The 15564-nt window shown below is 44.4% G+C and carries 14 protein-coding genes and 2 riboswitches; of the genes, 1 reads left to right on the plus strand and 13 read right to left on the minus strand.

What is annotated here, in order from left to right; translation table 11 throughout:
• Positions 1 to 117 precede the first annotated feature (117 nt).
• The 11 genes from amyS to gnd form a co-directional block, all read right to left on the minus strand.
• A complete protein-coding gene (gene amyS / locus CEF21_RS18385) occupies positions 118 to 1659 on the minus strand; it encodes an alpha-amylase (RefSeq protein WP_123918875.1) in 1542 nt (513 codons plus the stop codon).
• Between the two features lie 515 nt (positions 1660 to 2174).
• Positions 2175 to 3695, minus strand: coding sequence for an osmoprotectant update ABC transporter permease/substrate-binding subunit OpuFB (gene opuFB / locus CEF21_RS18390; protein ID WP_123918877.1), 1521 nt, complete (start codon positions 3693 to 3695; stop codon positions 2175 to 2177).
• The gene (locus CEF21_RS18395; protein ID WP_123918879.1) at positions 3692 to 4657 is read right to left on the minus strand and encodes an ABC transporter ATP-binding protein; all 966 of its coding nucleotides are present in this window, start codon (positions 4655 to 4657) and stop codon (positions 3692 to 3694) included. Before CEF21_RS18395 ends, opuFB begins: the two co-directional genes overlap by 4 nt.
• Positions 4658 to 4944: 287 nt before the next feature.
• Entirely contained in the window at positions 4945 to 5967 is a 1023-nt protein-coding gene (locus tag CEF21_RS18400; protein WP_123918881.1) for a ThiF family adenylyltransferase, read from the minus strand.
• Complete coding sequence (locus CEF21_RS18405) at positions 5960 to 6730, minus strand: thiazole synthase (protein ID WP_123918883.1); 771 nt, start codon at positions 6728 to 6730, stop codon at positions 5960 to 5962. Before CEF21_RS18405 ends, CEF21_RS18400 begins: the two co-directional genes overlap by 8 nt.
• 1 nt (position 6731) lies before the next feature.
• Positions 6732 to 6929 carry a sulfur carrier protein ThiS gene (gene thiS / locus CEF21_RS18410; RefSeq protein ID WP_241156890.1) on the minus strand — a complete coding sequence of 66 codons (198 nt, stop codon included), beginning with the start codon at positions 6927 to 6929 and terminating at the stop codon, positions 6732 to 6734.
• The gene (gene thiO / locus CEF21_RS18415; RefSeq protein ID WP_123918887.1) at positions 6919 to 8022 is read right to left on the minus strand and encodes a glycine oxidase ThiO; all 1104 of its coding nucleotides are present in this window, start codon (positions 8020 to 8022) and stop codon (positions 6919 to 6921) included. Before thiO ends, thiS begins: the two co-directional genes overlap by 11 nt.
• Positions 8019 to 8633, minus strand: coding sequence for a thiamine phosphate synthase (locus CEF21_RS18420; RefSeq protein WP_123918889.1), 615 nt, complete (start codon positions 8631 to 8633; stop codon positions 8019 to 8021). Before CEF21_RS18420 ends, thiO begins: the two co-directional genes overlap by 4 nt.
• Before the next feature lie 72 nt (positions 8634 to 8705).
• Positions 8706 to 8810, minus strand: a riboswitch (TPP riboswitch).
• A 188-nt stretch (positions 8811 to 8998) separates the two neighbouring features.
• Positions 8999 to 9105: riboswitch (TPP riboswitch) on the minus strand.
• A gap of 44 nt (positions 9106 to 9149) precedes the next feature.
• The gene (locus CEF21_RS18425; protein WP_123920383.1) at positions 9150 to 9482 is read right to left on the minus strand and encodes a CHY zinc finger protein; all 333 of its coding nucleotides are present in this window, start codon (positions 9480 to 9482) and stop codon (positions 9150 to 9152) included.
• 237 nt (positions 9483 to 9719) lie between these two features.
• Positions 9720 to 10010: a hypothetical protein gene (locus CEF21_RS18430; RefSeq protein WP_123918891.1), complete on the minus strand. Its 291-nt coding sequence runs from the start codon at positions 10008 to 10010 to the stop codon at positions 9720 to 9722.
• Positions 10011 to 10293: 283 nt separating this feature from the next.
• Complete coding sequence (gnd, locus tag CEF21_RS18435) at positions 10294 to 11196, minus strand: phosphogluconate dehydrogenase (NAD(+)-dependent, decarboxylating) (protein ID WP_123918893.1); 903 nt, start codon at positions 11194 to 11196, stop codon at positions 10294 to 10296.
• 377 nt (positions 11197 to 11573) lie between these two features.
• Between gnd and CEF21_RS18440 the strand changes: the two genes are divergently transcribed.
• The gene (locus tag CEF21_RS18440) at positions 11574 to 12749 is read left to right on the plus strand and encodes a glycosyl hydrolase family 18 protein (protein WP_241156706.1); all 1176 of its coding nucleotides are present in this window, start codon (positions 11574 to 11576) and stop codon (positions 12747 to 12749) included.
• A 45-nt stretch (positions 12750 to 12794) separates the two neighbouring features.
• Here CEF21_RS18440 and CEF21_RS18445 read toward each other — a convergent pair whose 3' ends face one another.
• Positions 12795 to 13829, minus strand: coding sequence for a glucosaminidase domain-containing protein (locus CEF21_RS18445; protein ID WP_241156707.1), 1035 nt, complete (start codon positions 13827 to 13829; stop codon positions 12795 to 12797).
• Positions 13830 to 14544: 715 nt separating this feature from the next.
• Positions 14545 to 15441 carry a sulfite exporter TauE/SafE family protein gene (locus tag CEF21_RS18450; RefSeq protein WP_123918895.1) on the minus strand — a complete coding sequence of 299 codons (897 nt, stop codon included), beginning with the start codon at positions 15439 to 15441 and terminating at the stop codon, positions 14545 to 14547.
• Between the last annotated feature and the right edge of the window lie 123 nt (positions 15442 to 15564).

Consider the following 15564-nt stretch of genomic DNA (forward strand, 5'->3'; position numbering starts at 1 on the left):
GCTGCCTCCATATCTTCTGTCATCTTAGCATATAGCAAGGCACAAAAAAAAGAAGCGGACACTTGAAAAGGACATTACATCCTCTTTCAGCATCAGCTTCCCTATCGCTAATCAATTTTATTGCTGGACGTAGACGGAGACAGAACCGCCGTTCACATTAAAGGCAGCCCATCCATCAGAACCAATTGTCACTTTATCCGTCCGGTTTCCGGTTATGTCATACCAGACTTCTCCGGCATTCTGGGTGCCGACATACATCCGCTTCGCTCCGCCCGGACCGTCTGTAATGAGAGCAGCCAATCCGGATTTGGCTTTAGAGGTGTTCCCCTCTCTCGTCCAGCCGATTACGTCCTGATTATCGATGTAATCACGCTGCGTTCCATATGCAAAATCTTTTCTGGCTTTTAATAAAGGTTCAATCTTTGTTTTTAATGCAGGTATTTCTCTGCCGCTTGTCCCTTTCGTTCCATAAAGATCTCCGTAAAACACGTTTGGATAGCCTGACTCGCGTGTTAGGATAAATGCATATGCGAGCGGTTTAAACCAGCTTTGGACTGTTGATTCCAGTGCCTGTCCAGGCTGGGTATCATGGTTATCGACAAACGTAACCGACTTCGTAGGATTTGTGGAGGTAACGGTTCCATTTAATAGATTCCTCATATCATAGTAACCGCTCTGTGATGAAGCTGCCTGGAAGTTATAGTGAAGAGGAACATCAAATACAGACTGATTATAGCCCGTTTTATTCAGATAGTTTTGCAGAGCGCCAAGGTTATTCTGCCAGTATTCAGCAACAGTAAACATTTCTTTTCCGGTAGATGTGCGGACTGACGTTACCCAATCCCCAAGAAACGAATGCTTAATATGTTTCGCTGCATCGATGCGGAATCCATCAAGCTTTAACTCATTGGCATACCAAGTGCCCCATTTTTTCATTTCATTAACAACATCCGGATGATCGTAATCGATATCTGCGTACAGGAGGTAATCATAATTCCCATATTCGCTGGAAACTTCCCAATCCCACGCCTTGCCGGTTCCGCGGAATTTATAGATTCTGTTTAAGTTTCTGGATTGATCATAATCCGTGCCATCGAAGTGATACCAGTTCCATTTGAAGCTGGAATAGGTATTGCCGCGGCCAGGAAAGTTAAAGCCTGTGTACGCTTGAATTTGGTAGTCGCCGGATGTTTCCTGATTCCGGTTGTTTGGGTTTACCTCAACCGCTGTTACAGTTTCCGTAAAATCCGCTCCGCCTTTGTGATTCATCACGACATCACCATATACATTTATGCCTCTGTTATGAAGAGAGGTAATGGCCGAAACAAGCTCCCCTTTTGTTCCATATTTTGTCCGGACCGTGCCTTTCTGATTAAATTCTCCGAGATCATAAAGATCATAGGCGCCATAGCCAACATCTGCCTGGCTTGTGCCTTTATAAGCTGGCGGAATCCATAGTGCGGTTATTCCGATACTGGACAGATACGCTGCATCATTGTTCATTTTATTCCAGTGCTGGCCATCATTCGGAAGATACCATTCAAAATACTGCATCATCGTCCCATTGTCAGCTGCTCTTGACCGTTCTGCCGGAAGAATGAGTGCAAACGTTAGCACAAAAACAAACACAATCCCTATCATCCTTTTCAGATTTACCATTTACCCGCTCCCTCTCCTTTAGTAAATTAAAGCGCTTACAATATTGAATATACAATGGACGGGGTTTTTTCCACATGAGCATTTGGATTGATATTTGAATAGGCATGTATGAGTATTTATCCGTGTCTGTTTCACATATCACTTGCTCTTGGCAGCTTCAGCTGATGTCCCCGGAACATTTCGAAAAATATCCGTATGTCTTTCCTTACCCGGTTCCGCTTTCATCCAAAAAAGAAGGGGCTGTCCAGTAAGTCCAGTCGCCCTTTTTCCCCTTCGCTTGTTTTGGTGATTTCCGCTCCAGGATCCTTGCTTATCCTTGAACAGACGGCGAGCGTCTCAGCGCTTTTCGCCTGCGGGGTATCACCTGTTCCGCTGCAGCAAGGTCCAGCACCTGCCGCTCGGCAATACCAAAAAAAGATAAAAAAACCTCCTGAGTGCCGTGAGCGCTCAGGAGGACTTGATTTCTTTATTTCCTTTCTTCAGGACTTTCAGACATCCCCTTCTCTGTCAGCCAGCTATTCTTTTAAAAGCTGTGCCTTCGTTAAAAAGTCTCTTGCAACTTTTTCAGCAGATTCCCCTTTTACGTTTACAAGATAATTCATGTTTCTCATCTCATCGTCCGTAATTTTTCCGGAGAGTTTATTGAGCGTTTTTTCCAGCTCCGGATATTTCTTCAGCGTTTCCTGCTTCAAGAGAGGTGCCCCCTGGTATGGGGGGAATAGACCCTTATCATCCTCGAGAGTCACAAGGCCGTATTGTGCAAGCTCACTGTCGGTTGAATAGGCATCAATCAAATTCACTTCACCGGACTTGATGGCGCTGTATCGAAGTTTCGGCTCCATGGTTTTGAGGGCAGGAAAATTGATGCCATAGAGCTTTTGAATTCCTTTGTACCCGTCTTGACGGTCCGAGAACTCCAGGGTGAAGCCTACTTTCATGTTTTGCTGAACCTGTTTCAGATCAGAGATGGTTTTCAAGGAATATTGTTCTGCTGTATCCTTTGGAACAGCAAGGGTATAAGTATTGTTGAACTGCATAGGCTCCAGATAAGCCATACCATACTGCTCCTGCATTCCTTTTTTCGTTTGTTCATAAACCGCTTTTTTATCTCCGCCTTTTGGCTCCTCTTTCAGGAAAGTGGAAAGTGCTGTCCCCGTGAACTCCGGATAGATATCCACATCGCCGGATTTAAGAGCATTGAAAAGAAAAGAGGTTTTCCCGAGACTTGGTTTCAGTTCAACATCCAAGTCTGTATCCTGCTCAATGAGCAGTTTATACATATTGATGAGTACTTCTGGTTCTGAGCCGAGTTTACCGGCAATGACAATATCTTTCTTCCCGCTTCCCCATGCAAGGGGTACGGCAATAATTAACGCGATAATCAAAGCAATGATACCTGCTTTTTTTGCTGATCCTCTTGTGGATGATTTTTCAGCAAATCTGAGAAGGACATCAAAAAGGATGGCCAGAAGGGCTGCCGGGATCGCTCCAAGAATAATCAGCATATTATCGTTGCGGTCTATCCCGAGCAGGATTAGTTTTCCAAGTCCTCCTGCTCCAATTAATGCAGCAAGTGTTGTCGTTCCTACAATAAGAACCATTGCTGTCCGGATTCCGGCCATAATGACGGGCAGAGCAAGAGGAAGCTCTACTTTGAACAGACGTTTGCTGCTGTTCATCCCCATCCCTCTCGCTGCTTCAATCAGGGATGGATCCACTTCTTTAATCCCTGTATAGGTGTTTCTTAAAATCGGCAGGAGTGCGTAGATGATAAGTGCAATGACGGCCGGGACAACCCCTATGCCTACAAGCGGAATTAAAAGTCCGAGCAAAGCGAGAGAAGGGATGGTCTGTAAAACCGCTGTTACACCGATTACTCCTTCTGCAAGCTTCGGCTTTCTTGTTAAAATCACACCAAGCGGAATCGTAATAATGACTGCAATGAGCAGAGCTATAAAGGAAATCTGAATATGCTCGATTAAGGCTGACCACAGCTGATCCTGCCTTTCCTGGAAAGTCGTCATGAACGAATTCATTGAACACCCTCCATTCCAAGCTGTTCAGCCAAGTATTCCATCATAAGTTCAGCAGTAACCACCCCGATAATCACGCCGTCCTTTTCGACAGCTAGTGCCGGGTTGCCTTTTAAAAGTTCAACCGCCTTTGAGACAGAAGTTTCATGAGCGATGCACGGTTCTGTAAATCCGGCTGGAGCCGGCTGAAAAGCATGGGCTAAGTCGCCGATCTTCGTTTGCCGGATTCTCCGTTCCGGCACAGCTCTTGAGCCAATAAATTCTTTTACAAACTCGTTCGCAGGATGTTCAACGAGGGCATCCGGTGTATCCACTTGGATAATTTCCCCGTCTTTCATGATGGCTACCCGATCACCGAGAGCGAGGGCTTCCTGCATATCATGGGTGACAAATACAATGGTTTTTCGTATTCGTTTCTGCAGGTCCGCAATATCACGCTGCAGCTTTTCTCTGCTGATCGGATCAAGCGCACTGAATGGCTCATCCATCAGAATAATATCAGGGTCTGCCGCGAGTGCCCGGACAACTCCGATTCTTTGCTGCTGTCCCCCTGAAAGCTCGCTTGGCTTCCGGTTCCTGTAGGTTTCCGGATCCAGCCCAACCATATCAAGCAGTTCATCAACACGCTGTTTCACTTTATCTGCTTTCCAATTTTTCAGTTCGGGCACAATGGATATATTTTGTTCTATCGTCATATGTGGAAAAAGGGCAATTTGCTGCAAAACATACCCGATGTTCCAGCGCAGCTCATGAATGTCATAATCCCGTACATTTTTCCCCTGTATGAGCACTTTTCCGTCAGATGCATCTATTAGGCGGTTAATCATTTTCATTGTTGTCGTTTTACCGCATCCGCTTGGGCCGATAAACACAAAGAACTCGCCTTTTTTAATTTCCAAATCCATCGTATGTACAGCTTTCGTTCCATCTGGATAAACTTTTGTCGCCTTTTCAAATCGAATCATTCTCTCTCACCTGTTTCTATGGATAATTTCAAAAACACCTTATCTCTTACCCTTTTTCGGAATACAATAAGCCTTTTTTTTTGAAACCCTTAAAAAATCAAAATGGAATTATCCCGGTACTCTTCTTTTTTTCGATCCTTTAACCTCTTTTTCATAGAGGAAAATCCAGTTTTTCCTGAAGAAAAATTCACCCTCTCCAATTCCAATCTTCCCGTCGTTTCCTCGTGAAAAACCTATCCTGCTAAGCTAATAAAAATAAGGAGCCCGCAGATTGCCGGCTCCTTATTTTAACCAAAATAGCGGGAATATAATGATCTTGCTTCATTTGTGTTCTTTGTTCCATGAACAAGAACTCTCCCGTCTTTAAAGGCAACGACTCTGTATGCCCCCTTTTTGAAAGAAAGCAGAAAGGGGGTAAGAGAGAGATTTTCCACTTTCCCCGCAAGTCTTTCAGCTGACTCTTCCAAACTGATTTGACTGTCTTTTGGCGGCCGGATTTGAACGGTATCTCTTCCGCAGAGGACCGCCGTTCTCGAAGTGTTCTCCATTTGAAGAAACGGATAATCCGGATTGGATCCGCATGTTGAGCAGTCATTTTTCTTCATTTTGTCTATTTTCATTGAAGCATACCGATTATTCCATACGTCAAAGGAGTACAGCTCTGTTCTTACTGCCTCCTTGCTGCCGGATAGGATCTTCAGTGCCTGGGCAGTCTGATGAGAAACGGTCATGCTGACTGCAGGTGCAATAATTCCTGCAGTATCGCACGTTTCCCCGCCCATTGGCATTTTCCCCATCAAGCATGCCAGACAGGGGCCATTTCCAGGGATAAATGTACAGGACAGCCCATAGCTTCCGATGCATGCACCATAAATCCATGGAATTCCGTGACGGTATGCCAGGTCATTGATCATCCATCTTGTTTCGAAATTATCTGTTCCATCCATGATTAAATCGATGCCCGAAGAAATGATTTGCTCCATCATCCTTGGGTCGGCATGCAGGACATGGGCTTCTAGATGAGTGTGGCTGCTTATTTGCTTCAGCCTCCTCCTCGCAGCCTCCGCTTTCGGCATCTGCTCCACAGCATCCTGTTCCGAGAACAGCTGCTGGCGCTGAAGATTGCTTTCATCCACATAGTCGCGGTCAACGATAATCAATTTTCCTATTCCCGCCCTTACAAGCGTTTCAGCAATTCCGCTCCCAAGCGCTCCGCAGCCAATCAGCAAAACCGTCTTCGCAGAAATTTCCTCCTGCCCTCTCTGGCCATTCGGAAAAAAAAGAACCTGCCTTGAATACCGCTCATTCAATGACGCTCATTCCTTCACTCGGGCTGCTAGCTGAAGCGTACCGCTTTTTCGGAATTCTGCCTGCTTCCATTCCAAGGCGGCCTGCCGCTACAGCTAATTTCATAGCAGCTGCCATTTTCACCGGATCCTCAGCTGCGGATACAGCTGTATTCAAGAGCACGCCATCTGCTCCCATTTCCATAGCCAATGCTGCATCAGCAGGACTGCCGATTCCAGCATCCACGATTACAGGCACGTCGGCCTGCTCGATAATCAGCCCTAAATTCAGAGGATTGACGATTCCCATACCAGAGCCAATTGGTGAAGCGCCAGGCATTACAGCATGTACACCCAACTCCTGCAGACGTTTGGCTAAAATGACATCATCTGAAATATAAGGGAGAACAATGAATCCTTCTTCTAATAGAGTTTCACATGCCTTCATCGTTTCAAAAGGGTCCGGCAAAAGGGTCTGAAAATCTCCAATCACTTCCACCTTAATCATCGTACATAGACCTGAAGCTTTAGCAAGCCTTGCAATCCTTACCGCTTCCTCCGCATTTTTCGCACCAGCTGTGTTCGGCAGGAGAGCATATCGGCTCAAATCCAGTTTTTCTAATAGATTAGGCTGGGACTGATCGAATACATCCATTCTTCTTACAGCAAATGTTAAGATTTCGGTCTCCGATTCCTCGATTGCTTTTTTTTGAGTGTCAAAATCCGGATATTTTCCAGTTCCAAGCAATAATCTTGAATCAAATGATAAGGGTCCAATTTTCAGCATATTATCCGCCTCCTACAAATGTCACAATCTCAAACACATCTTCCTGTTCAACAGGTTCTTCCTGATGTGACGCCCGTTCAAGTATTTCCGTATTTTTCTCTATGATGATTGTTTTTCCGTCAATCTCCAAATGCCTTGTCAATTCCGAAACTAAACGGATCGAATCCGGAATCTCCGTCCAATTCCCGTTAATTTTCACTTTCAAATTGATTCCCCCCGGTGAGTACAGGCTCTCTTTCCATAAGCTCCAGCATCATTTTACCCGCAGCAGGACTCAGCAGAATTCCATTGCGGTAATGCCCAGTACATGCATACAGCCCTTTCACTTCAGGATGTCTTTCCATGTATGGGTCCTTGCTTGCGCTTTGCGGCCGGAAGCCGCTCCATGCCTTTTCAAAGTTTGCATTTTCAATCGATGGAAGAATCCGCTTCGCTGTCTCCATTAAGCTGCTCATCCCGGTAAGCGAAACCTCTTTTGTAAAATCGCGTTCCTTTACGGTAGCACCGATTATGTACCGGCCCCCTCTTTTTGGAACGATATAAAATCCATGTTTGTACAAAGGAGAGCCAACCAGCTTTTTCTTACTCAGCACACTGATTATTTCTCCCTTAACCGGATACGTTTCGTACAGCAGATTAAATGATTTCAAAAAAGCCGAGCTCCAGGCCCCTGCAGCAATCAGGACGGTATCGGCATGAAAAATCCGGCCATTTGCTCTGACTCCTGCCGTCTTGCCGTTTTCCACTATGATTTTCTCTACAGTGGTATATTCAAAGATTTCTGTCCCGTAATGCAGGGCAGACTGTTCAAATGCCTTCGTTAACGCGGGGGCTATCACGTGGCCATCCTTTGGATAATACACACCGCCCGTGACATGATTTGAAAGAAGAGGCTCCTGTTTCAGCAAATCCTTCCTTGTCAGCAATTCGGCGGGTTCTCCTGTTTCTGACTGCCATACCGCTGTCTTTTCAAGTGCAGCGAGCTCTTCTTCTGTTTCTGCTATCTTATAAATCCCTTTTTCCTCATAGCCAATATCAATTCCCGATACCTCTCTTAATTCTTTTGAAAGGTCCGGGAACATGGCTCTGCTTTTCCTCGCGAGATCGAACAATGGATCATATTCATCCCACTCCGCCTGAACTCCCAGCAGACCGGCTGCCGCACCTGAACTTTCCTGTCCTGCTTTTCCTTTTTCTAAAATGACTGTTTTGTATCCTTTTTTTGATAATTCATAGGCAGCTGAGCAGCCCATTACGCCTCCTCCGATAATGCATACATCGTATTTATTCATAGGGTCGCCTCCTTGCACCGCGTAAGGGCTTTTCTATATTGATCTGCCGCCTCCGCAGGATTACTGCTATCCCATATTCCGGACATCACGCAGATTCCATCTAAATCCGCCTTTGCTAAATCTTGAATATGCTCAGGAAGGATCCCGCCGATCCCAAGGACATGAATAGAAAGCTGATTGGAGATTTCTTTGGCTTTTTCAATTCCCCGGGGCTGTAACGCCCTCTTGCTCCCTGTTTCAAATAAGTGGCCAAACAGCACTGAATCTGCTCCTTCTGCCTCTGCAGCAGCCGCTTCTTCAAGAGAGTGGACAGACTTTCCCGCATGTAATTCGGGCCATTTCTTTTTTACGAGGAATGGGGAAAGGCTTCTATACCCAAGCTGCACTCTGCTGATCCCTGCGGCCGCTGCTACATCAACCCGGTCATTCATTACAATTTTCCTTCGCGGAATGCCATTTTGTACAAGCAGCATGACTCCTTCAAACACTTCCATGGCTGTTTTCTCTTTTTCGCGAATGTGCAAATAATCTACTTTTGAACCCGCTTCCTTCATAAAATGGAGCACTGCACTGAATGGAAGTTTCCCATTTGTTACGGCATGAAATTCCACCAGATCCCCCCTAACTCGGAATGTAAATCATAAAAAAAAGCGCTTTCCAAAGGGAAAGCGGCTGCAAAAATACCTATTTGCGAACCACTTCCCTTCGCCGGCATTATCCGGATCAGGTGATAAGGGTTAAAGCGTTTCCGCTTCTCTCAGCCTCTGCAGGCACCCCCAGTGAAATGTTCCTATTCATTTAATCTTTTCCTTTGCACTGTCAAGCTGATTTGCTTCGTAATGGCTTTTTCACCTGATCCTGCTGCTCCGGGCATGGGAATGGGTGATTCCGCAATGATGAAAACCTTACAAGACAATAGACATTTTGACCATAATAAAAGCCCATTTCACTAAAAGGAAATGGGCTTAACATACACAAGTACACATAGCCGCTTCCCTCCGCTAGTACGAACTAGATCAGGTATAAGGGTCAAAAACTCAGATTTTTCTCTCAGCCGGCCTACCGGCTCCCCTAGCAAACTTTTCTATTGGTCTTATTCTATAATTATACCATTACAGGTAAATAAATCAAATTTCCTCAAAATACAAATGGGCATGCAGGCTGCACCCCGGATTGAAATCCATTTTGCATTCAGGGCATTTCGAATCACATTCTGCATATTCTCGAACAGTCCATTCTGAACCGCATCCCCCGCAAAGAACAGCTTTTTCATCAAACTTTTCTTTTGGCCATACGGCGGCTGGATGGCTGGCATGCTCCTCATGGCATAAATGACATGGATAGTACTCCATACAGCAATAAAATTTAATCGCGATGATATCAAGCCGGCTATGGTAATGGGTGCAGCGCGTCTCTTCGTCAATAGCGGACCCTTTTACCTCTGCCCGATGATTCCTGATCAGATTCGGTCACTCCTTATCTTCGAAATTGCAGCATCCCGCTGCCCTCTTTATCGAGCATAACATAAATCATACAGGAAATTGAATCTTCTGGATGGCTGGATTCTTATGCACCTGAATCCAGGTCATGTTTCAGCAGACGATAAAAAAAGAACCTCCCGGAATGGCGCACTTGGCGTTCCAGAAGATTCTTTTCATTGATTTTTGGCGCTATGGACTTTTACAAAAAGTCTTTTTTCACTTATCTTCTTTTGTATCGTTGTAATACTGGACGCTGTACTGTGCGCCCTCAGAAACCATTTTGTTATCTTCAATATCCTGAGGATCAGGGTTTCCGCCCTTTTCAACCGGGAAATGATCTTCTTTATTTTTTTCCTTTGAGAACATGGATACAACTTTTCCCTGAGCCTGCTTTACGTTATCAGTCAATTTTTCACGTCTTGACTTGTCCTTAAGATACACCGTTGCCGCAACTCCTGCTGTTGATAAAGCTACACCTGAAATAATAAATCCATTGCGTTTATTCATGGATGATTCTCCTTTCAAAACCAATGATTTGATGTTGATATTAAATTACCCCTCTCTAAATTTGTTAAACATAAAGCTCTGATAAACTTGGCTGTTGATTTCCGTTCTTTCCTTGGGCGGTCGGTAAGGCTTTGCGCGCCTGCGTGGTCTCACCTTTCCCGCTGCTCTAAGCAGGAGTCTCGCGCCTTCCACTTCAATCAACTGGTGTTAAAAATCAACATCAGGTTTTAACAGAGCGAAACATAAAAAAAGAGCCCCTCCAAAATATGGGGGCTCTTGCCGCTTATTCTTCTGATTTTACTACAGCATGACCGCCAAACTCATTTCTTAGTGCAGAAACAACTTTGCCGTGGAATGTATCATTTTCCTGTGAACGGTACCGCATAAAAAGGGACATGGCAATGACAGGAGCAGAAGCCTGGAAATCAAGGGCAGCTTCCACAGTCCATTTCCCTTCTCCCGAAGAGTTCATTACTCCGCGGATTCCTGAGAGCCCGGGATCCTTTGAAAAAGCATTTTCCATTAATTCCATTAACCAGGAACGGATAACGGATCCATTGTTCCAAACTCTTGAAACTTCTTTATAATCATAGTCGAAATCACTCTTGTCCAAGATCTCAAAACCTTCAGCAATGGATTGCATCATTCCGTATTCAATACCGTTATGAACCATTTTGAGGAAATGTCCGCTGCCCGGCTTTCCGGCATGAAGATATCCATTTTCCACAGAAAGGTCACGGAATAGTTTTTCCACCGATGCAAATGCTTCCGGTTCAGCGCCAATCATCGTACAAATCCCGTTTCTTGCCCCTTCTGTACCGCCGCTTGTTCCGCAGTCTACAAAATAAATTCCTTTTTCTTTCAGTTCCTTCCCCCGTCTGATGGTATCTTTGTAATTGGAATTACCGCCATCAATCAGGATATCGCCTTCTCCCAAATGAGAAGAAACTTCTTTAAGAACATTCTCTGTGATGTCTCCGGCCGGAACCATCATCCAAATCACTTTTGGAGAAGGAAGTTTTTCAGCAAGCATTTGAATGCTGTCTGCTGTATCAATTCCTTCAGCCTTTATGTTTTGCAGTGCTTCAGCACTTACGTCATTTGCGATCACTTCATAGCCATGATCCTTCATATTCAGGGCGAGATTGTATCCCATTTTCCCCAGCCCAATTAAGCCTATTTTCATGATGCTGCCTCCTTCAATCTGTACACAAACTCTATGTATTCCTCCACATTACTATACCATTATTTGATGAAAACTGACGAAAAAACTTCTGGAAAGCATTTCAAAATCCAATTGCCGCTCTTCTTAACCAACCATGCATAAATAACCTTCTTCAAGACAATCTAAGAAAAAGGCTATGTTAATGCATGTTGTTTATTTTTAACACCTGTTGATAGGAGCGGAGGGCGTGAGACTCCTGCGGGAGCAGCATGACCTGTGAGACCCCGCAATGGCGAAGCCAGGAGAAGGCTCACCGCACGCCCCGCGGAAAGTGAACGACTGCTAGCTGCAATCAACAGCCGAGTTTAACAGAGCTAGAAAAAAAAGGAGGGATCCGAATGAAAAGAATGACACTTTTCCTTCTTGGATTCACCATGCTTCTTTCCGGATGTATGGGAAATGGAAATGCCAGTGACAGCGGTACACAAAATAAAATGATGAATTCCGCTAACAGCGTGAATGAAAAACCGCGAGTAGATCAAATAAGCAATAAGACAAAAGATATTACTCATTCAGAAACGGAATTTAAGAAAAGAAAAATTGAAACCATAGGATTTCTTGAGCCAGTGGATGCGAATGCTGCGGCTAAAGAAGTGCGGAATACTGGAAATCTGCTCTCTTATACGGCGTTTTTCAGCTATCGGGTGAAGGAAGATGGGAGCCTGATTCCGCTCGATGATAAAAAGCCGCTCGCAGCTGTTAAGGAAACATCAACTACACCGATGCTCGTACTGACCAATTTTATGGACGGCAATTTTTCTCCGGATATTGCCCATAAAATATTTACCGATAAAAAGGCCTCCGAAAATTTAATTGCGTCTGTTCTCAAAACGATGAAAACAAATGGCTACAAGGCTTTAAATATTGATTTTGAACATATCCGCGAAAAAGACAGAGATCTTTTTAATGGCTTTCTTGAAACCATCATTCCGCGCATTCAAAAAGAGGGCTATATCGTCTCCACCGCCCTTGCCCCTAAAACAAGTGATAAGCAGGCCGGGCCGTGGCACGGGGCCCATGATTACAAACGCCATGGGGAATTAGCGGATTTTGTTATTCTCATGACATATGAATGGGGCTGGTCTGGCGGACCGCCGATGGCTGTATCTCCAATCGAGCAAGTAAAAAGCGTTGTGGACTATGCCCTGACAGAAATTCCAAGAGATAAAATTGTAATGGGAGCTCCGCTATATGGATACGACTGGATTCTTCCTTACAAAAAAGGCAACTCATTCGCAAAAAGAATCGCTCCTCAGGAAGCAGCAGATTTAGCAGTGGCCAAAGGGGCTGAAATCCAGTTTGATAATAAAAGCCAATCCCCTTTCTTCTATTACAAAGCAGCGGATGGGAAAAAGCACGTGGTTTGGTTTGAAAATGAGCAAAGTGCGCGGGCAAAGTTTAAATTGATTCAGGATTACAAACTTCGCGGAGTTGCTTATTGGGTTCTTGGAGAACCGTTCCCTGAAAACTGGGAATTATTAAATGAGCAGTTCAAAATTAAGCATCCTAAATAAGAGAAGAAAAAAACCGGACAGCATACACCAGCTGTCCGGTTTCCGTTAATTGATATAGGTCATCGTTTTTTTATCATAGCGGATCGTATACCCGCCGCCCAAGTCCAGGCTGTTTCCATCAATGCCATAAACCCGGTATTCTTTATTTTTATTAAGAACAGTGAAAGGAGTTCCATCCGGACTGTAAAAATCGGTATCAGCTGACAGTTTAATGCGTCCTAAATGGTAAACCGGCTTGTCCGATGCTGAAATATAATATCCGCCGCCTACCTGGTATCTGCTGTCATCGTAATCATATACTCTCAGCGCTTCACCTTTTTGGAAAATTCTGTGCACTGAGCCATCCGGACTGTACATGATTGTATTTGTATTATTTACAAGCGCTCTTCCTATGTACGCACCCATCTTGCTGCTGTTTGCTTCAATCAGGTAGCCTCCGCCTACATCATAGCTATTGCCGAGTACTCCATATACACGAATGCTCTCATCTTTTTTGACCGTTTTATAAAAGGTTCCATCCGGATTCAGCATATCGACATCTGAACTGATCATAAGCCTTGCTACAGGAAGACCGTGGTTTGCCGGAAGATAAACGTTCGGAATGGCAAGCGTCATTTTTGCCATATCCATATGGATTTGTAAGACTTTCTCTCCATATCCTCTTCCTGGTACAGCCCATCTTCCATTTAAATCAGACCACAAAGGAGCAATGCCTCGTTTAACCAGATTAAAGCGGGGATCGGCAAGAACCGTATTGAGTGGCTCCGTACTCGCATATGCCTTTAAATGCTGGATATGGGCACGCACCCCTTCATCAGGTGAAGAAAAATAAGCTCCTTTGACACCGCCGCCGGTTGTTCCTATTCCTGCATAATTATTTTGTTCGGGAACGACATCTCCCCCAAATTTAAAAAATCCAGTTTCATGGACAGCCTGAGCAAAGGCGATATCACCGCGTACCCCCTCTTTTCGTCCAATTTCAAGATAAAGATCAGCAAGCTGATAAATATTTACACTTGTTAGTTTGGGAGTCGGATAGGTTAGGAGAACATAATCACCCATTTGCTTCGAGGTCAGCATAGAGGCCCCCATAATAGGCATTGAATCCGCTTTGGCAGGGGAATTTGGAATAATAAAACTCAAAAGGAAAATAACCACTAAAACTAAGGGATAAGGACGGGTGTCTTTTAGCATATTTGTATAACTCCTTTTTCCATTTAGTAAACAACAAGTCATATTATAGCAAATAATAGATAAATAGTTATTTATTTCTTGTAATTTCTTTTGAAATCTGTCATTTTTTGCAGAATCAAGCCATTCAAGAAAAAACGCGGTGCCCTGTAACACTTAGGCTATGATTATTTTTCTTAGCTCTGTTAAACTTGGCTGTTGATTTGCGTTACAGGCACTCGCTTTCCACTTCAATCAACTGGTTTTAAAAATCAATATTAGGCTTTAACAGTGTCTTTTTCTTTGCAAAAAGAGAAGCTTTCCAGTAAGCCCCTTTTATAGATGTCTACCCGCTTGTTTTCACTGATTTCCGTTCCAATCAGCCTAATCCATTTATTTAGATCAAACGATTTCTCACAATAAAACCCCCGGTATGCTTCAAATCATGAAAGCATACCGGGGGTTTTCTATTCCACTCCATTATGTTCTGACAGCATCTTAAGCGCGGCTGTACAGATTAAAAAAATTATATTGAATGAGGCTAATTTCCTCTTTGGGATTCTCCGCTTTTCCGCCATCCGATTGTGTCTGTTTTCCGAGATTCTCAACCATTTTTAATAACGACTTATGCCTGAACTTCTTCAACTGGCTGATTGTTTATGAATTTCCGGTACTTGGCGACTGCAAAAGCAATCGTTCCTGCCCATAAAATGAGAATTGCTGCATAAATGAAAGGGTGAAGACTCTGATCTGGGACCCAGATTTGCAAAAGGGTTTTTGCATTCGTGAGAACAATAAATCCTCCAACCAGCACTCCAAGCAGATGAGCCGGAATTTTCCTGACAAGCCAGGCAGCTATTGGTGCAGCAATGACTCCTCCAAGCATAAGCGCACCTGCCCAAAGCCAATTTACCTGCTCCCACCCCAGAGATAAAATGAAGCCAATGGACGCCGATAAAGCAATGGCAAATTCACTTGTATCCACGGTACCCACTACTTTTCTTGCTGACGTCCCTTTTTGTGAAAGAAGAACCGGAGTAGCGATCGGTCCCCAGCCCCCGCCCCCGGTTGCATCAAAGAAACCTGCTATAAGCCCAAGGGGCACAGCTTTCTTGGCGGAAATCTCCAATTTGTCTTCCACTTGTCTCTGATGGCGGACAAGGAATAAGAATCGAATGGTTACATAGACTCCAAGAGCAAGCAAAAACACGGAAACATACGGCTTGATCAAATCACCAGGAAGATTGCTCAAGAAGCAAGCCCCGGCAAAAGCACCGATGGAGCCGGGGATAATGAGTTTTAACACTGTTTTTTTATCCACGTTTCCGAATCGAATATGGGAAGCTCCTGAGGCTGCGGTTGTGGCAACTTCCGCTATATGAACGGAAGCAGAAGCAACCGCCGGAGCTATTCCGAACGACAGCAGCAGAGTAGTGGATGTGACTCCATAGGCCATCCCAAGAGCTCCATCAATAAATTGCGCTAGTAACCCTACGATAATAAAAATAATGAGCTTATTCATTTTTTACTCCTCCTCTTCCACTGACCGAAAAAAGGTCCTGAACGTTTATACGTTCAGGACCTTCGGTTGACCGATCAGTCTCTGTTACTATTAATGCAAGTTTATTCAAATAATTCCGATAAG

The organism is Bacillus sp. FJAT-42376, assembly GCF_003816055.1.
Classification (GTDB): domain Bacteria; phylum Bacillota; class Bacilli; order Bacillales; family Bacillaceae; genus Metabacillus_B.